This window comes from Stackebrandtia sp. (assembly GCF_035643755.1).
GTDB lineage: Bacteria > Actinomycetota > Actinomycetes > Mycobacteriales > Micromonosporaceae > Stackebrandtia.
Window position 1 is genome coordinate 1 of sequence record NZ_DASQPW010000177.1, and the last position, 14522, is coordinate 14522.

The following is a 14522-nucleotide window of genomic DNA, read 5'->3' on the forward strand; positions in this document are numbered from 1 at the left end:
GCTCGCCGCCCGACAGGTAGCGGCGGGGATTGGGGAGGTCGGTGGGCACCACCCAGCGGATCGACCGATTCAGGTGCCGGCGGCCGTACACCAGACGCAGGCCCAGCTCAGGAAGGTCCAGCAGGGCGTTGAGGTCCATGATCACCGCCTTTCGCCGGTGTTCGTCCCGCGATGTTAACGGGTGGGAAACTATGAAGGGGGCTGGACGATCATCCAAATTTCGCGGGTGTGAACAGCGGGGTTTTTGTGGCGTCCGACGGTGGAAGTCAATGGGGGACAAGCGGTTAACTTCCTGCCCATCGAGGCGAACGACGGAGGTGAGCCATGTGGACCATCGAACGGTTCAACGAACTGCCGACCGAGCGGGCGGCTGAGGCGCTGACGGCCTGCTGCGCCGCCGGGGAGTGGACCCGGGCGGTGGCCGACGCGCGGCCCTACGCCGACGTCGACGCCCTGCTCGCGCACGCCACCGCCGCGTTCGACGCCCTCGATGCCGCCGCCATCGCCCGCGCCGCCGACGCGCACCCGCCGATCGGGCGGCGCGCCGCGGGCACCGACACCGAATCGTCCTGGTCCCGCCAGGAGCAGGCCGCCGCGGCCGCCCCCGACACTGGCGTCGCCGCCGAGCTCGCCGAGGCCAACCGCGCCTACACCGAGCGCTTCGGCCGGGTCTTCCTGATCTGTGCGACCGGCCGTTCCGCCGCGGCCATCCTGGCCGAGGCGAAACGTCGGCTGGGCAACGACGACGACACCGAGGCCGTGGAGGTGGCGCGCGAGCTGCGCGGCATCGTGCGGCTGCGACTGCGAAAGCTGGTGGGTCCATGAGCCTGTCCACCCACGTCCTGGACGCCACCGCCGGCCGACCGGCGGCGGGCATGGAGGTCTCGCTGTGGTGCCGCACCGACGACGGCGGCTACGAGATGCTCCACAGTGGGACGACGGATACCGATGGCCGGATCGCGGGCTGGCGGCTGCGTTCCGGCCGTCACCGCCTCGTCTTCTCCACCGGGGACTGGTGGCGGCGGCGCGACACCCCCACCTTCCACCCCGAGGCCGTGGTGACCTTCACCGTCGCCGACCCCGACGCCCACCACCACGTCCCGCTGCTGCTGAGCCCGTTCGCCTACTCGACGTACAAAGGGAGCTAATCCATGGCCGTTCGCCTCCACACCAACCGCTACGGCAAGGCCGAGACCCGCCTGGTACGGCTGGTGCGCGACACCCCCCGCCACGAGATCATCGACCTGAACGTGTCGGTGGCGCTGTCGGGCGACCTGGACGAGGTGCACCTGTCGGGCGACAACGCGAACGTGCTGCCCACCGACACCCAGAAGAACACCGTGTACGCCTTCGCCCGCGACGGCATCGACGGCGTCGAGCCCTTCGGACTGCGGCTGGCCAGGCACTTCGTGGACTCCTTCGCCCCGATCCGCCGCGCCACGGTGACCATTGAGGAGTATCGCTGGCAGCGGCTGGGCGACCACTCGTTCCAGCGCCCCGTCGGCGGCGAGGTGCGCACCGCCTCGGTCGACTACGACGGCTCGGTCGCGACCGTGGGCGCGGGACTGAAGGACCTGCTGCTGTTGAACTCCACCGATTCGGAGTTCTCCGGGTACATCAAGGACGAATTCACCACGCTCCCCGAGGCCACCGACCGCATCCTGGCCACGGCGGTGGCGGCGGGCTGGACGTACGCGACGTCCGAGATGGACTTCGCCAAGGCGTACGACGCGGCGCGCGCGGCCCTGATCGCCGGGTTCACCGGCACCTATTCGCTGTCGCTGCAGCAGACGCTGTACGCCATGGGGGCCAAGGTGATCGAGGCCGTCGACGAGGTGGACGAGGTGTCGCTGGAGCTGCCCAACAAGCACCACTTCCTGTACGACATCGAACGCTTCGGGCGCGACAACCCCGGCCTGGTCTTCAACGCCGCCGACCGCCCCTACGGCCTGATCGAGGGGACGGTGCGACGCGCATGAGCATGGACTTCCACAGTCCCACCACATTGGACGAAGCCGTGGAGATCAAGGCCGCCCATCCCGACGCGATGCCGATCGCCGGCGGCACCGACGTGATGGTGGAGTTGAACTTCGACGTCCACCGGCCCGCCGCCCTGCTCGACCTGAACCGCGTCGCCGAGCTCGCCGAATGGGACGGCGACGACGCTCGGGTGCGCATCGGCGCGGGCGTGCCGTACGTGCGGATCATCAACGAGATCGGGCCGATCCTGCCCGGGCTGGCGATCGCCTCGCGCACCGTCGGCTCGCCGCAGATCCGCAACCGCGGCACCCTGGGCGGCAACCTCGGCGCCGCCTCGCCCGCCGGGGACGGCCATCCCGTCCTGATGGCCTCGAACGCCACCGTGGAGATCGCCTCCGCGTGCGGCCGACGCGACGTCGCCATCGCCGACTTCTTCACCGGAGTGAAGCGCAACTGCCTGGCCGAAGACGAGCTCATCACCGCGATCAGGGTGCCGAGAATCGAAGGATCCCAACAGTTCTCCAAGATCGGCACCCGAAACGCCATGGTGATCGCGGTGTGCGCGCTCGGTCTGGTGCTGGACGCCGCGCGTCGGCGCGTCGGCACCGGGATCGGTTCGGCCGCACCCACCCCGGTGCGCGCACCCGAAGCCGAGGAGTTCCTGGCCGCCGAGCTGGACTGGGACAAGCGGGGACCGCTGCCCGAGCCGGTGGCGAGGCGCTTCGGCGAACTGGTGGCAGCGGCGGCCCGCCCCATCGACGACGTGCGCGGCAGCGCCGACTATCGCCGCCACGCCCTGTCCGTCATGGCCCGTCGCACTCTGGGATGGGCGTGGAAGGAGTTGCGATGCGCCTGAAACTGTCGGTCAACGGAGAGGACGTGGCCGCCGACGACGTGTGGCCCGGCGAGAGCCTGCTGTACATGCTGCGTGAACGCCTCGGCTTCCCCGGCGCCAAGAACGCCTGCGAGCAGGGCGAATGCGGTTCCTGCACGGTCTACCTGGACGACACCGCCGTGTGCTCGTGCCTGGTGGCCGCGCCGCAGGCCGCAGGCCGCCGGGTGCGCACCGTCGAGGGGCTGGCCGCCGGCCTGCCCGACGAGGAGCTGTCGGCGATCCAGGCCGCCTTCGTGGAGGCCGGGGCCGTGCAGTGCGGGTTCTGCACCCCGGGACTGCTGGTGTCCGCCACCGACCTGCTGCGCCGCAACCCCCAACCGTCCGATGTCGAGGTTCGCGAGGCGCTGGCGGGGAATCTGTGCCGCTGCACCGGTTACGAGAAGATCCTCGACGCCGTCCGGTTGGCCGCCACCAGGAGGAACCCATGAACCGCATCATCATCGACAACGCCGCCGTCGCCACCGTGGACGGCGCGGGCACCGAGCACGCCTCCGGTCACGTGGTGATCGAGGACGGCCGGATCGCCGCCGTGGGCGCGGGAAGCGCGCCGGCCCCTCACGACGACGTGCCGACCCGGCGCGTCGACGGCGAGGGCTGCCTGGCCACACCCGGCCTCGTCAACACCCACCACCACCTGTACCAGTGGGCGACCCGCGGCATGGCATGCGACCAGACCCTGTTCGAGTGGCTGGTGGCGCTGTACCCGGTGTGGGCGCACCTGGACGCCGAGACGCTGGGCGCGGCGGTGCGCGGCGGGCTGGGATGGTTGGCGCTCACCGGATGCACCACCAGCGCCGACCACCACTACGTGTTCCCCCGCGGCATGCGCGACGAGCTGCTGGACGCCGAGATCGCGGCGGTGCGCGACATCGGGGTGCGTTTCCACCTGGCGCGCGGCTCCATGGACAGGGGACAGTCGCACGGCGGCCTGCCGCCGGATCACCTGGTGGAGAACCTCGACGAGATCCTCACCTCCACCCAGGACGCCATCGCGCGGTATCACGACCCGTCGTTCGCGTCGATGCTGCGCGTGGCCGTGGCGCCCTGCTCGCCGTTCTCGGTCAGCACCGAGCTGCTGCGCGACGCGGCCGTGCTGGCTCGCGACAATGGCGTGCGGCTCCACACCCACCTGTGCGAATCCCTGGACGAGGACCGCTTCTGCGCCGAGACCCACGGCTGCTCCCCGGTGGACTACATGGACTCGCTCGGCTGGCTCGGGGACGACGTGTGGTTCGCCCACGCCGTCCACCTGCGACCCGAGGACGTGAAACGTTTGGGCGCCACGGGAACCGGCGTCGCCCACTGCCCGAGCTCCAACGCCCGGCTCGGCACCGGCATGGCCCCGTCGCGCTCCATGCTGGACGCCCGGGTCCCGGTGGGTCTCGGCGTGGACGGCTCGGCCTCCCAGGAGGCCAGCATGCTGGCCGACGAGCTGCGCCAGTCGCTGTACACCGCCCGCCAGGTCGGCGGCCCCCACGCGATGTCCGCGCGCCAGGCCCTGGCCATGGGCACCATCGGCGGCGCCCGGGTGCTGGGCCGCGAGGCCGAGATCGGCTCGCTCGAGGTCGGCAAGCTCGCCGACGTGGCACTGTGGAGGATCGACGGGCTCGGGCACGCCGGGATCGCCGACCCGGTGGCCGCCCTGGTGATCGGGCCGCCCGCGCCGCTGGCGCTGCTGACCGTCAACGGCCGCCCCATCGTGGAGGACGGGGAGCTGCTCACCGCCGACGCCGCGGCCCTGGCCCGCGAGTCCCGCGCCGCCCACCGCCGCATCACGCGGAGGGCGGACCAATGAGGACACCGGTGCGCGGACCCGAGAGCCTCACCCAGGGGCTGCGCGGCGGGGTGGGCGACTCCCCGGTGCGTCCCGACGCCCGCCTCAAGGTGCGCGGCGAATTCGCCTACTCCTCCGACCTGTGGATGGAGAACATGCTGTGGGGCACCACGCTGCGCAGCCCACACCCGTACGCCCGGATTCGCGGCATCGACATATCGGCGGCCCTGACCCTGCCGGGGGTGCGCTGCGTGCTCACCGCCGACGACGTGCCCGGGTCCAAAATGTACGGAAACGACAAGCGCGACCAGCCCGTGCTGGCCATGGACGTGGTGCGCTACCAGGGGGAGCCGGTCGCGCTCATCGCCGCCGACCACCCCGAGACCGGCCGCCGCGCCGCCGCGCTGGTCGACGTGGACTACGAGGTGCTCCAGCCGCTCACCGACCCCGAACGCGCGATCCACGACGACTCGGCGCCGCGGCTGCACTCCGGCGGCAACGTGGTGCGCCACCAGCCCGTCGTCGTCGGCGACGCCGACGCGGCGGTCGCCGAGGTCGTGGTGAGCGGCGAATACACCGTCGGCATGCAGGACCAGGCGTTTTTGGGCCCGGAGTCCGGGCTGGCCGTGCCCGCCGAGGACGGCGGCGTCGACCTGTACGTCGCCAGCCAGTGGCTCCACAATGACCTGTGGCAGGTCGCGCCGTGTCTCGACCTGCCCGAGTCCAAGGTGCGGCTCACCCAGTCCGGTGTGGGCGGCGCCTTCGGCGGCCGCGAGGACCTGTCGGTGCAGATCCACGCCTGCATGCTCGCGCTGCACACCGGACGCCCGGTGAAGATGATGTACCACCGCCAGGAGTCGTTCTTCGGCCACGTGCACCGGCACCCGGCGGTCATGCGCTACGAGCACGGCGCCGACCGCGACGGCAGGATCGTCTACGTCAAGGCCGAGATCATCCTGGACGGCGGCGCCTACGCCTCGACGACCCCCGCCGTGGTCGGCAACGCCGCGTCGCTGGGCATCGGCCCCTACGAGGTCCCCAACGTCGCCATCGACGCCTGGGGCGTCTACACCAACAACCCGCCGTGCGGCGCGATGCGCGGCTTCGGCGCCGTCCAGACCTGCTTCGCCTACGAGTCCCAAATGGACAAACTCGCCGCCGCGGTGGGCATCAGCCCCGCCGAGGTGCGCCGCCGCAACGCCGTGGCCCAGGGCTCGAGGCTGGCCACCGGCCAGGTACTCGACTCCCCGGCACCGCTGGCCGAGATGCTCACCCGCCTGGAGGCCATCCCGCTTCCCGAAGCGCCCCAAGGCGACCGTGACCTGCGCGACCTCCCCGGAGGCGTCGCCAACACCACCCACGGCGAGGGAGTGCGGCGCGGGATCGGCTTCGGCGTCGGCATCAAGAACATCTGCTTCTCCGAGGGCTTCGACGACTACTCCACCGCCCGGATCCGCCTCGAGGTGATCGGCGGCGAGCCGGTCGCGCTGGTGCACACCGCCGGCATCGAGGTGGGGCAGGGGCTCGTGACGCTCCAGGCCCAGATCGCCCGCACCGAGCTGGGCGTCGAACGGGTCACCATCGTCCCGGCCGACACCGCCGTCGGCTCGGCGGGATCGTCCTCGGCGTCAAGACAGTCCTATATGACCGGAGGCGCGGTGCGCGCCGCCTGCATCGAGGTGCGCGGCGTGATCGCCGGGCGGCTCGGCGTGGCGCCCGTCGACCTGCGGCTGACCGGCGGCAAGGCCGTCTCCGCCGCCGGCGGGGTGCTCGGCGCGCTGGTCGACGTGCTGGGCGGCGACGCCATCGAGGTGACGCGGGAGTTCCGCCACCGGCCCACCGCGCCCATGGACCCGCTGTCCGGGCGCGGCGACTCCCACACCCAGCTGGCGCTGTGCGTGCACCGCGCGGTCGTCGACGTGGACGTCGAGCTCGGCCTCGTCAAGGTCGTCGACCTGTCGGCGGTGCAGGACGTCGGCAAGATCCTGAATCGACTGTCCCTTGAGGGGCAGATCCAGGGCGGCACCGCCCAGGGCCTCGGCCTGGCGGTGATGGAGGAGATCCTGGTGTCGGAGGGCAAGGTACGCAACCCGTCCTTCACCGACTACCTGATCCCCACCATCCTCGACATGCCGCCCATGCGCATGGAGATATTGGAATACCCCGACCCCAATGCTCCCTACGGACTCCGCGGCGCGGGAGAACCCCCCACCCTGTCGTCCACCCCGGCCATCGTGGCCGCCATCCGTGACGCCACGGGACGTGCGCTACCTCGCGTTCCGGTCCGCCCCGAGCACATCGTCGGGGACTGACGAGCAAGATCACGGACGGATCGGCGTTGGACTTGCTCCCGCTCGCCACGCCCGAGAACTGACCGGACAACCCAGACAACAGTGGGAGAGAAACTGATGAGCTCCACCGCATCGGACGCCACGAAGGCGTCCCGCGCGCCAGGGTCGCGGCCACCCGGATGGTTCGACCGCTGGTTCCAGATCACCGCGCGCGGCACCACCCCACTGCGCGAGGTGCGCGGCGGCCTGACCACGTTCATGGCGATGTCGTACATCATCGTCCTCAACCCCCTGATCCTCACCGGCGCCCACGACATCAACGGCCAGCGGCTGTCGCTGATCGGCGTCACCACCATGACCGCGTTCTCGGCGTTCGTGGCCACCGTCGTGATGGGCGCCATCGGACGGGTGCCGCTGGCGCTGGCCGCCGCGCTCACCGTCAACGCCGTGGTGGCGTACCAGATCGCGCCGCAGGTGACCTGGCCGCAGGCCATGGGCCTGGTGGTGATCCAGGGACTCGTGATCGTGGCGCTGGCCGCCAGCGGCGTGCGTACCAGGATCATGAACGCGATACCCCGCGACCTGAAGCACGCCATCGGCGTCGGCCTCGGGCTGTTCATCGCGCTGATCGGACTGGTCAACGCGGGCTTCGTCACCCGCCGCCCCGACGCCGCGCACACCACGGTGCCCGTGGTCCTGGGCGACGGCGGTGTCCTCAAGGGATGGCCGATCGTCGTGTTCGTGGTCGGTCTGGTGCTGATGATCGCGTTGTGGTCGCGCAAGGTGCCCGGCGCGGTGCTGCTGAGCATCGTCGTGGCGACCGTGCTGGGCATCGTCATCGAAACCGTCGCCCACGTCGGGGCGGGCTGGGGCCTGGTGACGCCGTCGGTGCCCGACAAGGTCGCCCAGCTGCCCGACTTCTCGCTGTTCGGCCAGGTCGACGTCGTCGGCGCGGTCACCCACATCGGCCTCGTGTCCCTTGTGGTCTTCGTGTTCACGCTGGTGCTGTCGGGATTCTTCGACGCCATGGGAACCGTGATCGCGGTGTCCGACGAGGCGGGGCTGGTCGACTCCAACGGCAACATGCCCGGCATCGGGCGGGTGCTGTCCATCGACGGCGCCGCCGCCACCTTCGGCGGCCTCACCTCCTCGTCAGCCAACACGGTGTTCGTGGAATCGGCCGCGGGCGTGGGAGACGGGGCCCGCACGGGACTGGCCAGTGTGGTCACCGGCGGCATGTTCGGCGTCGCGATGTTCTTGGCGCCCCTGGCGACCGTGATCCCGCAGCAGGCCGCCGCCCCCGCGCTGGTGCTCGTCGGCGGACTGATGTGCGCCCAGGCCCGCAACATTGACTGGAAGAACACCGAGATCGCCATCCCCGCGTTCCTGATCCTCGCGATCACCCCGTTCACCTACTCGGTGACCTCGGGCGTGGGCGCGGGAGTCATCGCCTACGTCGTCATCAAGGCCGTCAACGGAAAATGGCGCCAGCCCGGCTGGCTGCTGTGGATCGTGTCGGTGGTGTTCGTGGCGTACTTCGGAATCTACGCACTGGAAACCATCGCCAAATAAGCCCTCATGGAAGGAGCCGAACCATGCGTGACATCGCTACCACCGTCGCACAGTGGTGCGCCGAAGGGCGGCGCTTCGCCCTGGCGACGGTCATCGCGGTGACGGGCTCGGCTCCCCGCCCGCCCGGGACCGCACTGGCCGTGGACGCCGCGGGCACCGCCATCGGCGGGGTCTCGGGCGGCTGCGTCGAGGGCGCCGTGTACGACGCCTGCCAGCGGGTGCTCGACGGCGCCGATCCACAGGTGCACACCTTCGGATACTCCGATGCCGACGCCTTCGCCGTGGGGCTGACCTGCGGCGGCAGCGTCTCGGTGTTCGTCACCCCCGTGGACCCAGGAGACCCCGCGATCACCGCCGCCGCAAGGGAACTGATGGCGGGCAACGGGGTCGCGCTGGCGCGGATCGTCAGCGGCCCTGGCACGGGTCGCGCGCTGGCGGTCGAGGCGGACCTCCCCCCCGTCAGCTCAGGTCCATACGAAGGCACCAAAGCCTCTGGTGCCCAGGGAGAGTCGGGCGTGCATCGCGGGCTAGAGGTGGAGGCGGACCTCCCCCCCGTCGGCTCAGGTCCATACGAGGGTGCCAAAGCCTCTGGCGCCCAGGGGGAGTCGGGTCTGCATCGCGGGCTGGAGGTGGACGTTCCCGCCGTCAGCTCAGGTCCTGACGAGGGCGCCAAAGCCCCTGGCGCCCAAGAAGAATCGGGCGCGGGGGGCGCGCTGGCGGTCGCGGGCGAGTCCAGGTCGGGAGCGGCGCGAAAGCCCGTCGACGGCGGGATATCGGCTGGCGATGTGGATCCTGGCTCGCGGGCGCACGGCTCGCTCGGCGAGGCGAAGCTGGACGCCGAGGTCGTGGGTAGGGCCCGCGAGCTGTTGGCGGGCGGGCGATTCGGACGCTTCGATGTGGACGGACGTGGCATCCTGGTGGAGGCGTACCCGCCGCCGCCTCGGCTGCTGGTGTTCGGAGCCGTCGACTTCGCCGCCGACGTGGTGCGCCTGGCGAAGCAGCTCGGGTACCGCGTCGTCGTGTGCGACGCGCGCGGCGTCTTCGCCACGCCCCAACGGTTCCCCGAGGCCGACGAGATCGTCGTCCAGTGGCCGCACCGCTACCTGGACGGCATCACCGTGGACGCCGCCACCGCCATCTGCGTGCTCACCCACGACGCCAAGTTCGACATTCCGCTGCTGGAACGCGCCCTGCGATCCGAGGCGGGATACATCGGCGCGATGGGATCGCGGCGTACCCACCGCGATCGGCTGCGGCGCCTGCGCGACAGCGGCGTGGAGGAGTCCGCGCTGCGCAGGCTGCGCTCGCCCATCGGGCTCGACCTCGGCGGGCGCTCCAGCCAGGAGACCGCCCTGTCGATCCTCGCCGAGATCACCGCGCTGCACCACGGCGCCAGCGCGGGCTTCCTGTCCGAAACGGACGCCCCGATCCACAAGACCCCAGCGATGAGTTAAGGAGTGAAGGCCCATGGTTCACATGTTTCTCAACGGAGGCGCGATGCGGGGCGGACCGCTGCACGACATGCTGCGTGGCGCGCCGCTGGTGGCCGAGATCAACACGGCGCCGATGTACCGCTTCTATTCGGTCGGCGATCGTTATCCCGCACTGGATCCCGTTTCGGCGGGCGGGCGCGCCGTTGCGGGGGAGCTGTACGACATGCCCCTGGACGTGCTGCACGCCAGCCTGCTGCCCAACGAACCGCCCGAACTGGAGCTGTCGGTGATCCGCCTGGCCGACGGCACGGCCAGCCTGTCGATGGTGCTGCGGCCGAACCTGCGAGGTTCGTCCGAGCTGGTCGACATCTCCGAGGTCGGTTCGTGGAACGCCTACCAGGAGGCCAGGGCATGACGCGATTCACGGCCAATCTGTCCATCATGTTCACCGAGCTTCCGATGCTGGAGCGGCCCGCGGCCGCCCGCGCGGCGGGACTCGAGGCGTGCGAGTTCTGGTGGCCGTTCGCCACACCCACCCCGTCCGACTCCGAAGTGGACGCCTTCGTCGCGGCCATCGACGACGCGGGCATGCGTCTGACGGGCCTCAACTTCGCCGCGGGCGACATGCCCCGCGGCGACCGCGGGCTGCTGTCGTCCCCGTCCGACAGCGCGGCCTTCCGCGACAACATCGACACGGCGATCGGCATCGCTACACGGTTGGGATGCCGATCGCTCAACGCCCTGTACGGCAACCGCATCGACGGCGTCGCCCCCGAACTCCAGGACGAGCTGGCGGCCGAGAACCTCGCGCTGGCCGCGCGCGCGGCCGCGACGTCCGAGGCGGTCGTGCTGGTGGAGGCGGTCAACGCGCACGAGAACCCCCGCTACCCGCTGACCTCGTCGGACGACGTGATCCGCGTGCTGGACGCCGTGGGCGCGCCCAACCTGCGCCTCCTCGCCGACTTCTATCACCTGGCGCGCATGGGAGAACCCCCCGACGAGGTGCTGGGGCGCCACTTCGGACGCATCGGGCACGTCCAGATCGCCGACACGCCAGGCCGCGGCGAACCAGGCAGCGGCACCTTCGACTTCACCGCGCTGTTCGACGATCTCGACGCGCGCGGCTACCCAGGCTGGGTCGGGCTGGAGTACAAGCCGACCGTGCCCAGCGCCGACAGCCTCGGCTGGATGGAGAAACTCCGCAACTAACCATCCACAACGATCACCACCGCGGCGTCGCGCGACGCAGCGTCGGCACCGTGTCGCCAAAAAACGGTGCCGAGACATCACGGAAGAGGGAAGAGATGACGACCATAGGATTCATCGGGCTGGGCATCATGGGCGCTCCCATGGCCCGCCACCTGGCCGACGCCGGGCATCGGGTGCACGGCTTCGACCTGTCGCGGGAAGCGGTGTCCACACTGGCCGAAGCGGGCGGGGAGGCGGCCGAGTCGATCGGCGACGCCGCGTCGGGCGCCGACATCGTGATCACGATGCTGCCCGCCGACGCGCAGGTCGAGGCGGTGGTGCTCGGCGACGACGGTGTGCTGGCCCACGCCGCGGCGGGCGCGCTGCTCATTGACATGAGCACCGTCAGCCCGCAGACCTCGCAGGCGGTGGCCACCGCCGCCGCGCCGCGTGGGGTGCGGGTGCTGGACGCGCCCGTGTCGGGCGGCCAGGCGGGGGCCGTGGAGGCGGTGCTGTCCATCATGGTGGGCGGCGACGAGGCCGACTTCGCGTCCGCCCGCGACATCCTCGACGCGCTCGGCAAGACCGTCGTCCACGTCGGACCCCACGGCGCGGGCCAGGTCGTCAAGGCCGCCAACCAGCTGCTGGTGGGCGGGATCATCGCGCTCAACGCCGAGGCGCTCGTCCTCATGGAGGCGTCGGGCGTCGACCCCGCGCGGGGGCTGGAGGTCCTCAACGGGGGGCTGGCGGGATCGACCGTCCTGACCCGCAAGATGGACAACTTCCTCCACCGCTCCTACCCGCCGGGCTTCCGCATCGACCTGCACCACAAGGACATGGGCATCGTCCACAATGCCGCGCGCGGCGCGGGCGTCGCCCTGCCGCTGGCTGCCCAGGTGGAGTCCCTGGTGGCCGCCGCCCGCGCCTCGGGCCTCGGCGACGCCGACCATTCGGCGCTGCTGGCGGTCATCGAGGGTCTCAACGATCGGAAGGGGGCGTAAGGCCATGACGACCATGCCAGTCATGCGCGCCGTCGTCGAGGTGCTCAAGAGCGAGGGCGTCGACATGTCCTTCGGCTGCCCGGGCGCGGCGATTCTGCCGCTGTACCAGGCGATGGAGGCCGACGGCGACATCGGACACCTCATCGTCCGCCACGAGGAGGGCGCCACCCACATGGCCGACGGCTGGGCCCGCACCAACGGCAAGGTCGGGGTCGCCATCGGCACCTCGGGCCCCGCGGGCACCAACATGATCACGGGCCTGTACACCGCGATGGCCGACTCGATCCCGATCCTGTGCATCACGGGGCAGGCGCCGCTGGGCAAGCTCCACCAGGAGGCGTTCCAGGCGGTGGACATCGTGGACGTCGCCGCGCCCGTCACCAAGTGGGCGGTGCAGGTGAAGGAGGCGGCCCAGGCGCCGTGGATCTTCCGCCGCGCCTTCCAGATCGCCCGCTCGGGCCGACCAGGGCCCGTCCTCATCGACCTGCCCCTGGACGTCCAGAAGCAGACCATCGAATGGGACCCCGACCTCGACGCGCCGCTGCCCGTGCACCCCGTGGAGCCCACGGCGCCGCGGGTGGACCGCGCGCTGGAGATGCTGCTGGAGGCCGAGAAGCCGCTGATCCTGGCGGGAGGCGGCGTGATCGGCGCGGGCGCCTGCGCCGAACTGCGCGAGGTCGCCGAGCTGCTGGACGTCCCCGTGCAGGTCACCCTGATGGGCAAGGGCGCGCTCGACGACGACCATCGCCTGAACGCGGGCATGACGGGAATCCAGACCACGCAACGCTACGCCAACGCGTCCTTTCTGGAGTCCGACCTGGTGTTGGCGGTGGGCGCCCGCTTCGGCGACCGCCACACGGGCGCCCTCGACGTCTACCGCGGCGACCGCAAGTTCATCCACGTCGACATCGAACCGACACAGATCGGCAGGGTCTTCGGGCCCGACCTGGGCATCGTGTCCGACGCCAAGCTGTTCCTGAGCTCCCTGCGCGACGCCGCACGCAGCCGATCGGCCGCGTTCTCCCGCCCGACGTGGACGTCCCGCATCACGGAGCTGAAGACCACACTGGAGCGTCCACTGTCGGACGACTCGGTGCCGATCAAGCCCCAGCGGGTGTTCGCCGAACTCAACGCCGCCTTCGGGCCCGACACCTACGTGGTCACCGCGATCGGGCTCTACCAGATCTGGTCGGGCATGTACCAGAAGGTCCACAAGCCACGGCACTACCAGGTCTGCGGCCAGGCGGGCCCGCTCGGCTGGGAGATCCCCGCCGCCATCGGCGTCAAGAAGGCCCTGCAATCGGCGGGCAGGGGCGACACCGAGGTGCTGGGGGTGGTCGGCGACTACGGCTTCCAGTTCCTGGTGGAGGAGCTCGCGGTGGCCGCGCAGTACCGCGTGCCGTTCGTGCTGGTCATGCTCAACAACGAGTATCTGGGTCTGATCCGCCAGGCCGAGATCGACTACGACATGAACTACCAGGTCGACATCCACTACGACGCGTACGGAACCGATAACGTCACCATCATGGAGGGTTACGGGTGCTCGGGACGCCGCGTCGAACAACCAGGCGACATCGCCGAGGCGATCGACTGGGCGCGTAAGGAAGCCGCGTCCACCAGCCGACCCGTCCTGGTCGAGATCATGGTGGAACGCGAGGCCAACTCGGCGCGCGGCGCGGCGATCGACGCGGTCATCGAGCCATGACGACCGTCGTCATCGCCTGCGACAAGTTCAAGGGCTGCCTGACCGCCGCCGAGGTCGCCGACCACCTGGCCGACGGCCTGCGGGCGGCCCGCGTCGACACCCGCCGCGTACCCGTGGCCGACGGCGGCGAGGGCACGGTGGCCGCGGCCCTCGCCGCGGGCTTCACCCGCCACACCCTCACGGTCCACGGCCCCCTCGGCGATCCCGTCGAGGCGTCCTTCGCGGTCAAGGGCGACCAGGCCGTGATCGAACTCGCCGAGGCGTCGGGCCTCCGCCACTGCGGCGCCCCCCGTCCACCCACGGCCGAAACCAACGACCCCCCGACCGCGCCCCTCGGGGGAGGCCCCCCGAACACGGTCTCCATTGGCCGCGATACCGCAACGGCCATCGGCGATCGCGCCCGCCACGACGGCGCACCCGTATCGGCGATGAACGCGCGACACGACGCGTCGGCTGGCCGCGGAAGCGGACCCGCCGTCGGCGACCGCGACACGGGCGGGACCCCGCCCCTCGTGGACCATCCAAACGGCGTTTCGTCTGGCCGCGGAGGCGGAACCGATCCCCTGGCCGCCAGCAGCTTCGGCACCGGCGAACTGTTGGACGCCGCGCGCGGGCGCGGCTGTCGCCGCATCGTGCTTGGCCTGGGCGGCAGCGCCTGCACCGATGGCGGGGCGGGGATGCTC

At 71.0% G+C, this 14522-nt stretch carries 14 protein-coding genes; all 14 read left to right on the plus strand.

Annotated features, from left to right (window positions below; all coding sequences use genetic code 11):
- Nucleotides 1-324: 324 nt before the first annotated feature.
- A complete protein-coding gene (uraD, locus tag VE172_RS13165) occupies nucleotides 325-825 on the plus strand; it encodes a 2-oxo-4-hydroxy-4-carboxy-5-ureidoimidazoline decarboxylase (RefSeq protein ID WP_324802329.1) in 501 nt (166 codons plus the stop codon).
- Nucleotides 822-1148, plus strand: coding sequence for a hydroxyisourate hydrolase (gene uraH / locus VE172_RS13170; protein WP_324802332.1), 327 nt, complete (start codon nucleotides 822-824; stop codon nucleotides 1146-1148). The genes uraD and uraH overlap by 4 nt, the downstream gene beginning before the upstream one ends.
- A 3-nt stretch (nucleotides 1149-1151) precedes the next feature.
- The gene (gene pucL, locus VE172_RS13175) at nucleotides 1152-1979 is read left to right on the plus strand and encodes a factor-independent urate hydroxylase (protein WP_324802335.1); all 828 of its coding nucleotides are present in this window, start codon (nucleotides 1152-1154) and stop codon (nucleotides 1977-1979) included.
- A 2-nt stretch (nucleotides 1980-1981) separates the two neighbouring features.
- Entirely contained in the window at nucleotides 1982-2836 is an 855-nt protein-coding gene (locus tag VE172_RS13180; protein ID WP_349258361.1) for an FAD binding domain-containing protein, read from the plus strand.
- A complete protein-coding gene (locus tag VE172_RS13185; RefSeq protein WP_324802341.1) occupies nucleotides 2827-3303 on the plus strand; it encodes a (2Fe-2S)-binding protein in 477 nt (158 codons plus the stop codon). The genes VE172_RS13180 and VE172_RS13185 overlap by 10 nt, the downstream gene beginning before the upstream one ends.
- Nucleotides 3300-4670 carry an 8-oxoguanine deaminase gene (locus tag VE172_RS13190; RefSeq protein WP_324802342.1) on the plus strand — a complete coding sequence of 457 codons (1371 nt, stop codon included), beginning with the start codon at nucleotides 3300-3302 and terminating at the stop codon, nucleotides 4668-4670. The genes VE172_RS13185 and VE172_RS13190 overlap by 4 nt, the downstream gene beginning before the upstream one ends.
- A complete protein-coding gene (pucD, locus tag VE172_RS13195; RefSeq protein WP_414715096.1) occupies nucleotides 4667-6961 on the plus strand; it encodes a xanthine dehydrogenase subunit D in 2295 nt (764 codons plus the stop codon). The genes VE172_RS13190 and pucD overlap by 4 nt, the downstream gene beginning before the upstream one ends.
- Nucleotides 6962-7057: 96 nt before the next feature.
- Complete coding sequence (locus VE172_RS13200; protein WP_324802348.1) at nucleotides 7058-8512, plus strand: NCS2 family permease; 1455 nt, start codon at nucleotides 7058-7060, stop codon at nucleotides 8510-8512.
- A 23-nt stretch (nucleotides 8513-8535) separates the two neighbouring features.
- Nucleotides 8536-9966: an XdhC family protein gene (locus VE172_RS13205; RefSeq protein ID WP_324802351.1), complete on the plus strand. Its 1431-nt coding sequence runs from the start codon at nucleotides 8536-8538 to the stop codon at nucleotides 9964-9966.
- 13 nt (nucleotides 9967-9979) lie between these two features.
- Nucleotides 9980-10360 (plus strand): allophanate hydrolase-related protein, encoded by a 381-nt coding sequence (locus tag VE172_RS13210; protein WP_324802354.1) that lies wholly within the window; start codon nucleotides 9980-9982, stop codon nucleotides 10358-10360.
- A complete protein-coding gene (locus VE172_RS13215; RefSeq protein ID WP_324802355.1) occupies nucleotides 10357-11154 on the plus strand; it encodes a hydroxypyruvate isomerase family protein in 798 nt (265 codons plus the stop codon). Before VE172_RS13210 ends, VE172_RS13215 begins: the two co-directional genes overlap by 4 nt.
- Before the next feature lie 50 nt (nucleotides 11155-11204).
- Nucleotides 11205-12134, plus strand: coding sequence for a 2-hydroxy-3-oxopropionate reductase (locus VE172_RS13220; RefSeq protein WP_324802356.1), 930 nt, complete (start codon nucleotides 11205-11207; stop codon nucleotides 12132-12134).
- Nucleotides 12135-12138: 4 nt separating this feature from the next.
- On the plus strand, nucleotides 12139-13839 hold the full coding sequence (gcl, locus tag VE172_RS13225) for a glyoxylate carboligase (RefSeq protein WP_324802358.1): 1701 nt from the start codon (nucleotides 12139-12141) through the stop codon (nucleotides 13837-13839).
- A partial coding sequence (locus VE172_RS13230; protein WP_324802359.1) for a glycerate kinase occupies nucleotides 13836-14522 on the plus strand: 687 nt, incomplete at its 3' end. The genes gcl and VE172_RS13230, both read left to right, overlap by 4 nt.

Bases quoted from the DNA above. Each gene is read 5' to 3' on its own strand.
- uraD (WP_324802329.1), top strand. From the start codon at position 325: ATGTGGACCATCGAACGGTTCAACGAACTGCCGACCGAGCGGGCGGCT.
- VE172_RS13190 (WP_324802342.1), top strand. From the start codon at position 3,300: ATGAACCGCATCATCATCGACAACGCCGCCGTCGCCACCGTGGACGGC.
- uraH (WP_324802332.1), top strand. From the start codon at position 822: ATGAGCCTGTCCACCCACGTCCTGGACGCCACCGCCGGCCGACCGGCG.
- VE172_RS13210 (WP_324802354.1), top strand. From the start codon at position 9,980: ATGGTTCACATGTTTCTCAACGGAGGCGCGATGCGGGGCGGACCGCTG.
- VE172_RS13215 (WP_324802355.1), top strand. From the start codon at position 10,357: ATGACGCGATTCACGGCCAATCTGTCCATCATGTTCACCGAGCTTCCG.
- VE172_RS13205 (WP_324802351.1), top strand. From the start codon at position 8,536: ATGCGTGACATCGCTACCACCGTCGCACAGTGGTGCGCCGAAGGGCGG.
- VE172_RS13180 (WP_349258361.1), top strand. From the start codon at position 1,982: ATGGACTTCCACAGTCCCACCACATTGGACGAAGCCGTGGAGATCAAG.
- pucL (WP_324802335.1), top strand. From the start codon at position 1,152: ATGGCCGTTCGCCTCCACACCAACCGCTACGGCAAGGCCGAGACCCGC.
- gcl (WP_324802358.1), top strand. From the start codon at position 12,139: ATGACGACCATGCCAGTCATGCGCGCCGTCGTCGAGGTGCTCAAGAGC.
- pucD (WP_414715096.1), top strand. From the start codon at position 4,667: ATGAGGACACCGGTGCGCGGACCCGAGAGCCTCACCCAGGGGCTGCGC.
- VE172_RS13200 (WP_324802348.1), top strand. From the start codon at position 7,058: ATGAGCTCCACCGCATCGGACGCCACGAAGGCGTCCCGCGCGCCAGGG.
- VE172_RS13185 (WP_324802341.1), top strand. From the start codon at position 2,827: ATGCGCCTGAAACTGTCGGTCAACGGAGAGGACGTGGCCGCCGACGAC.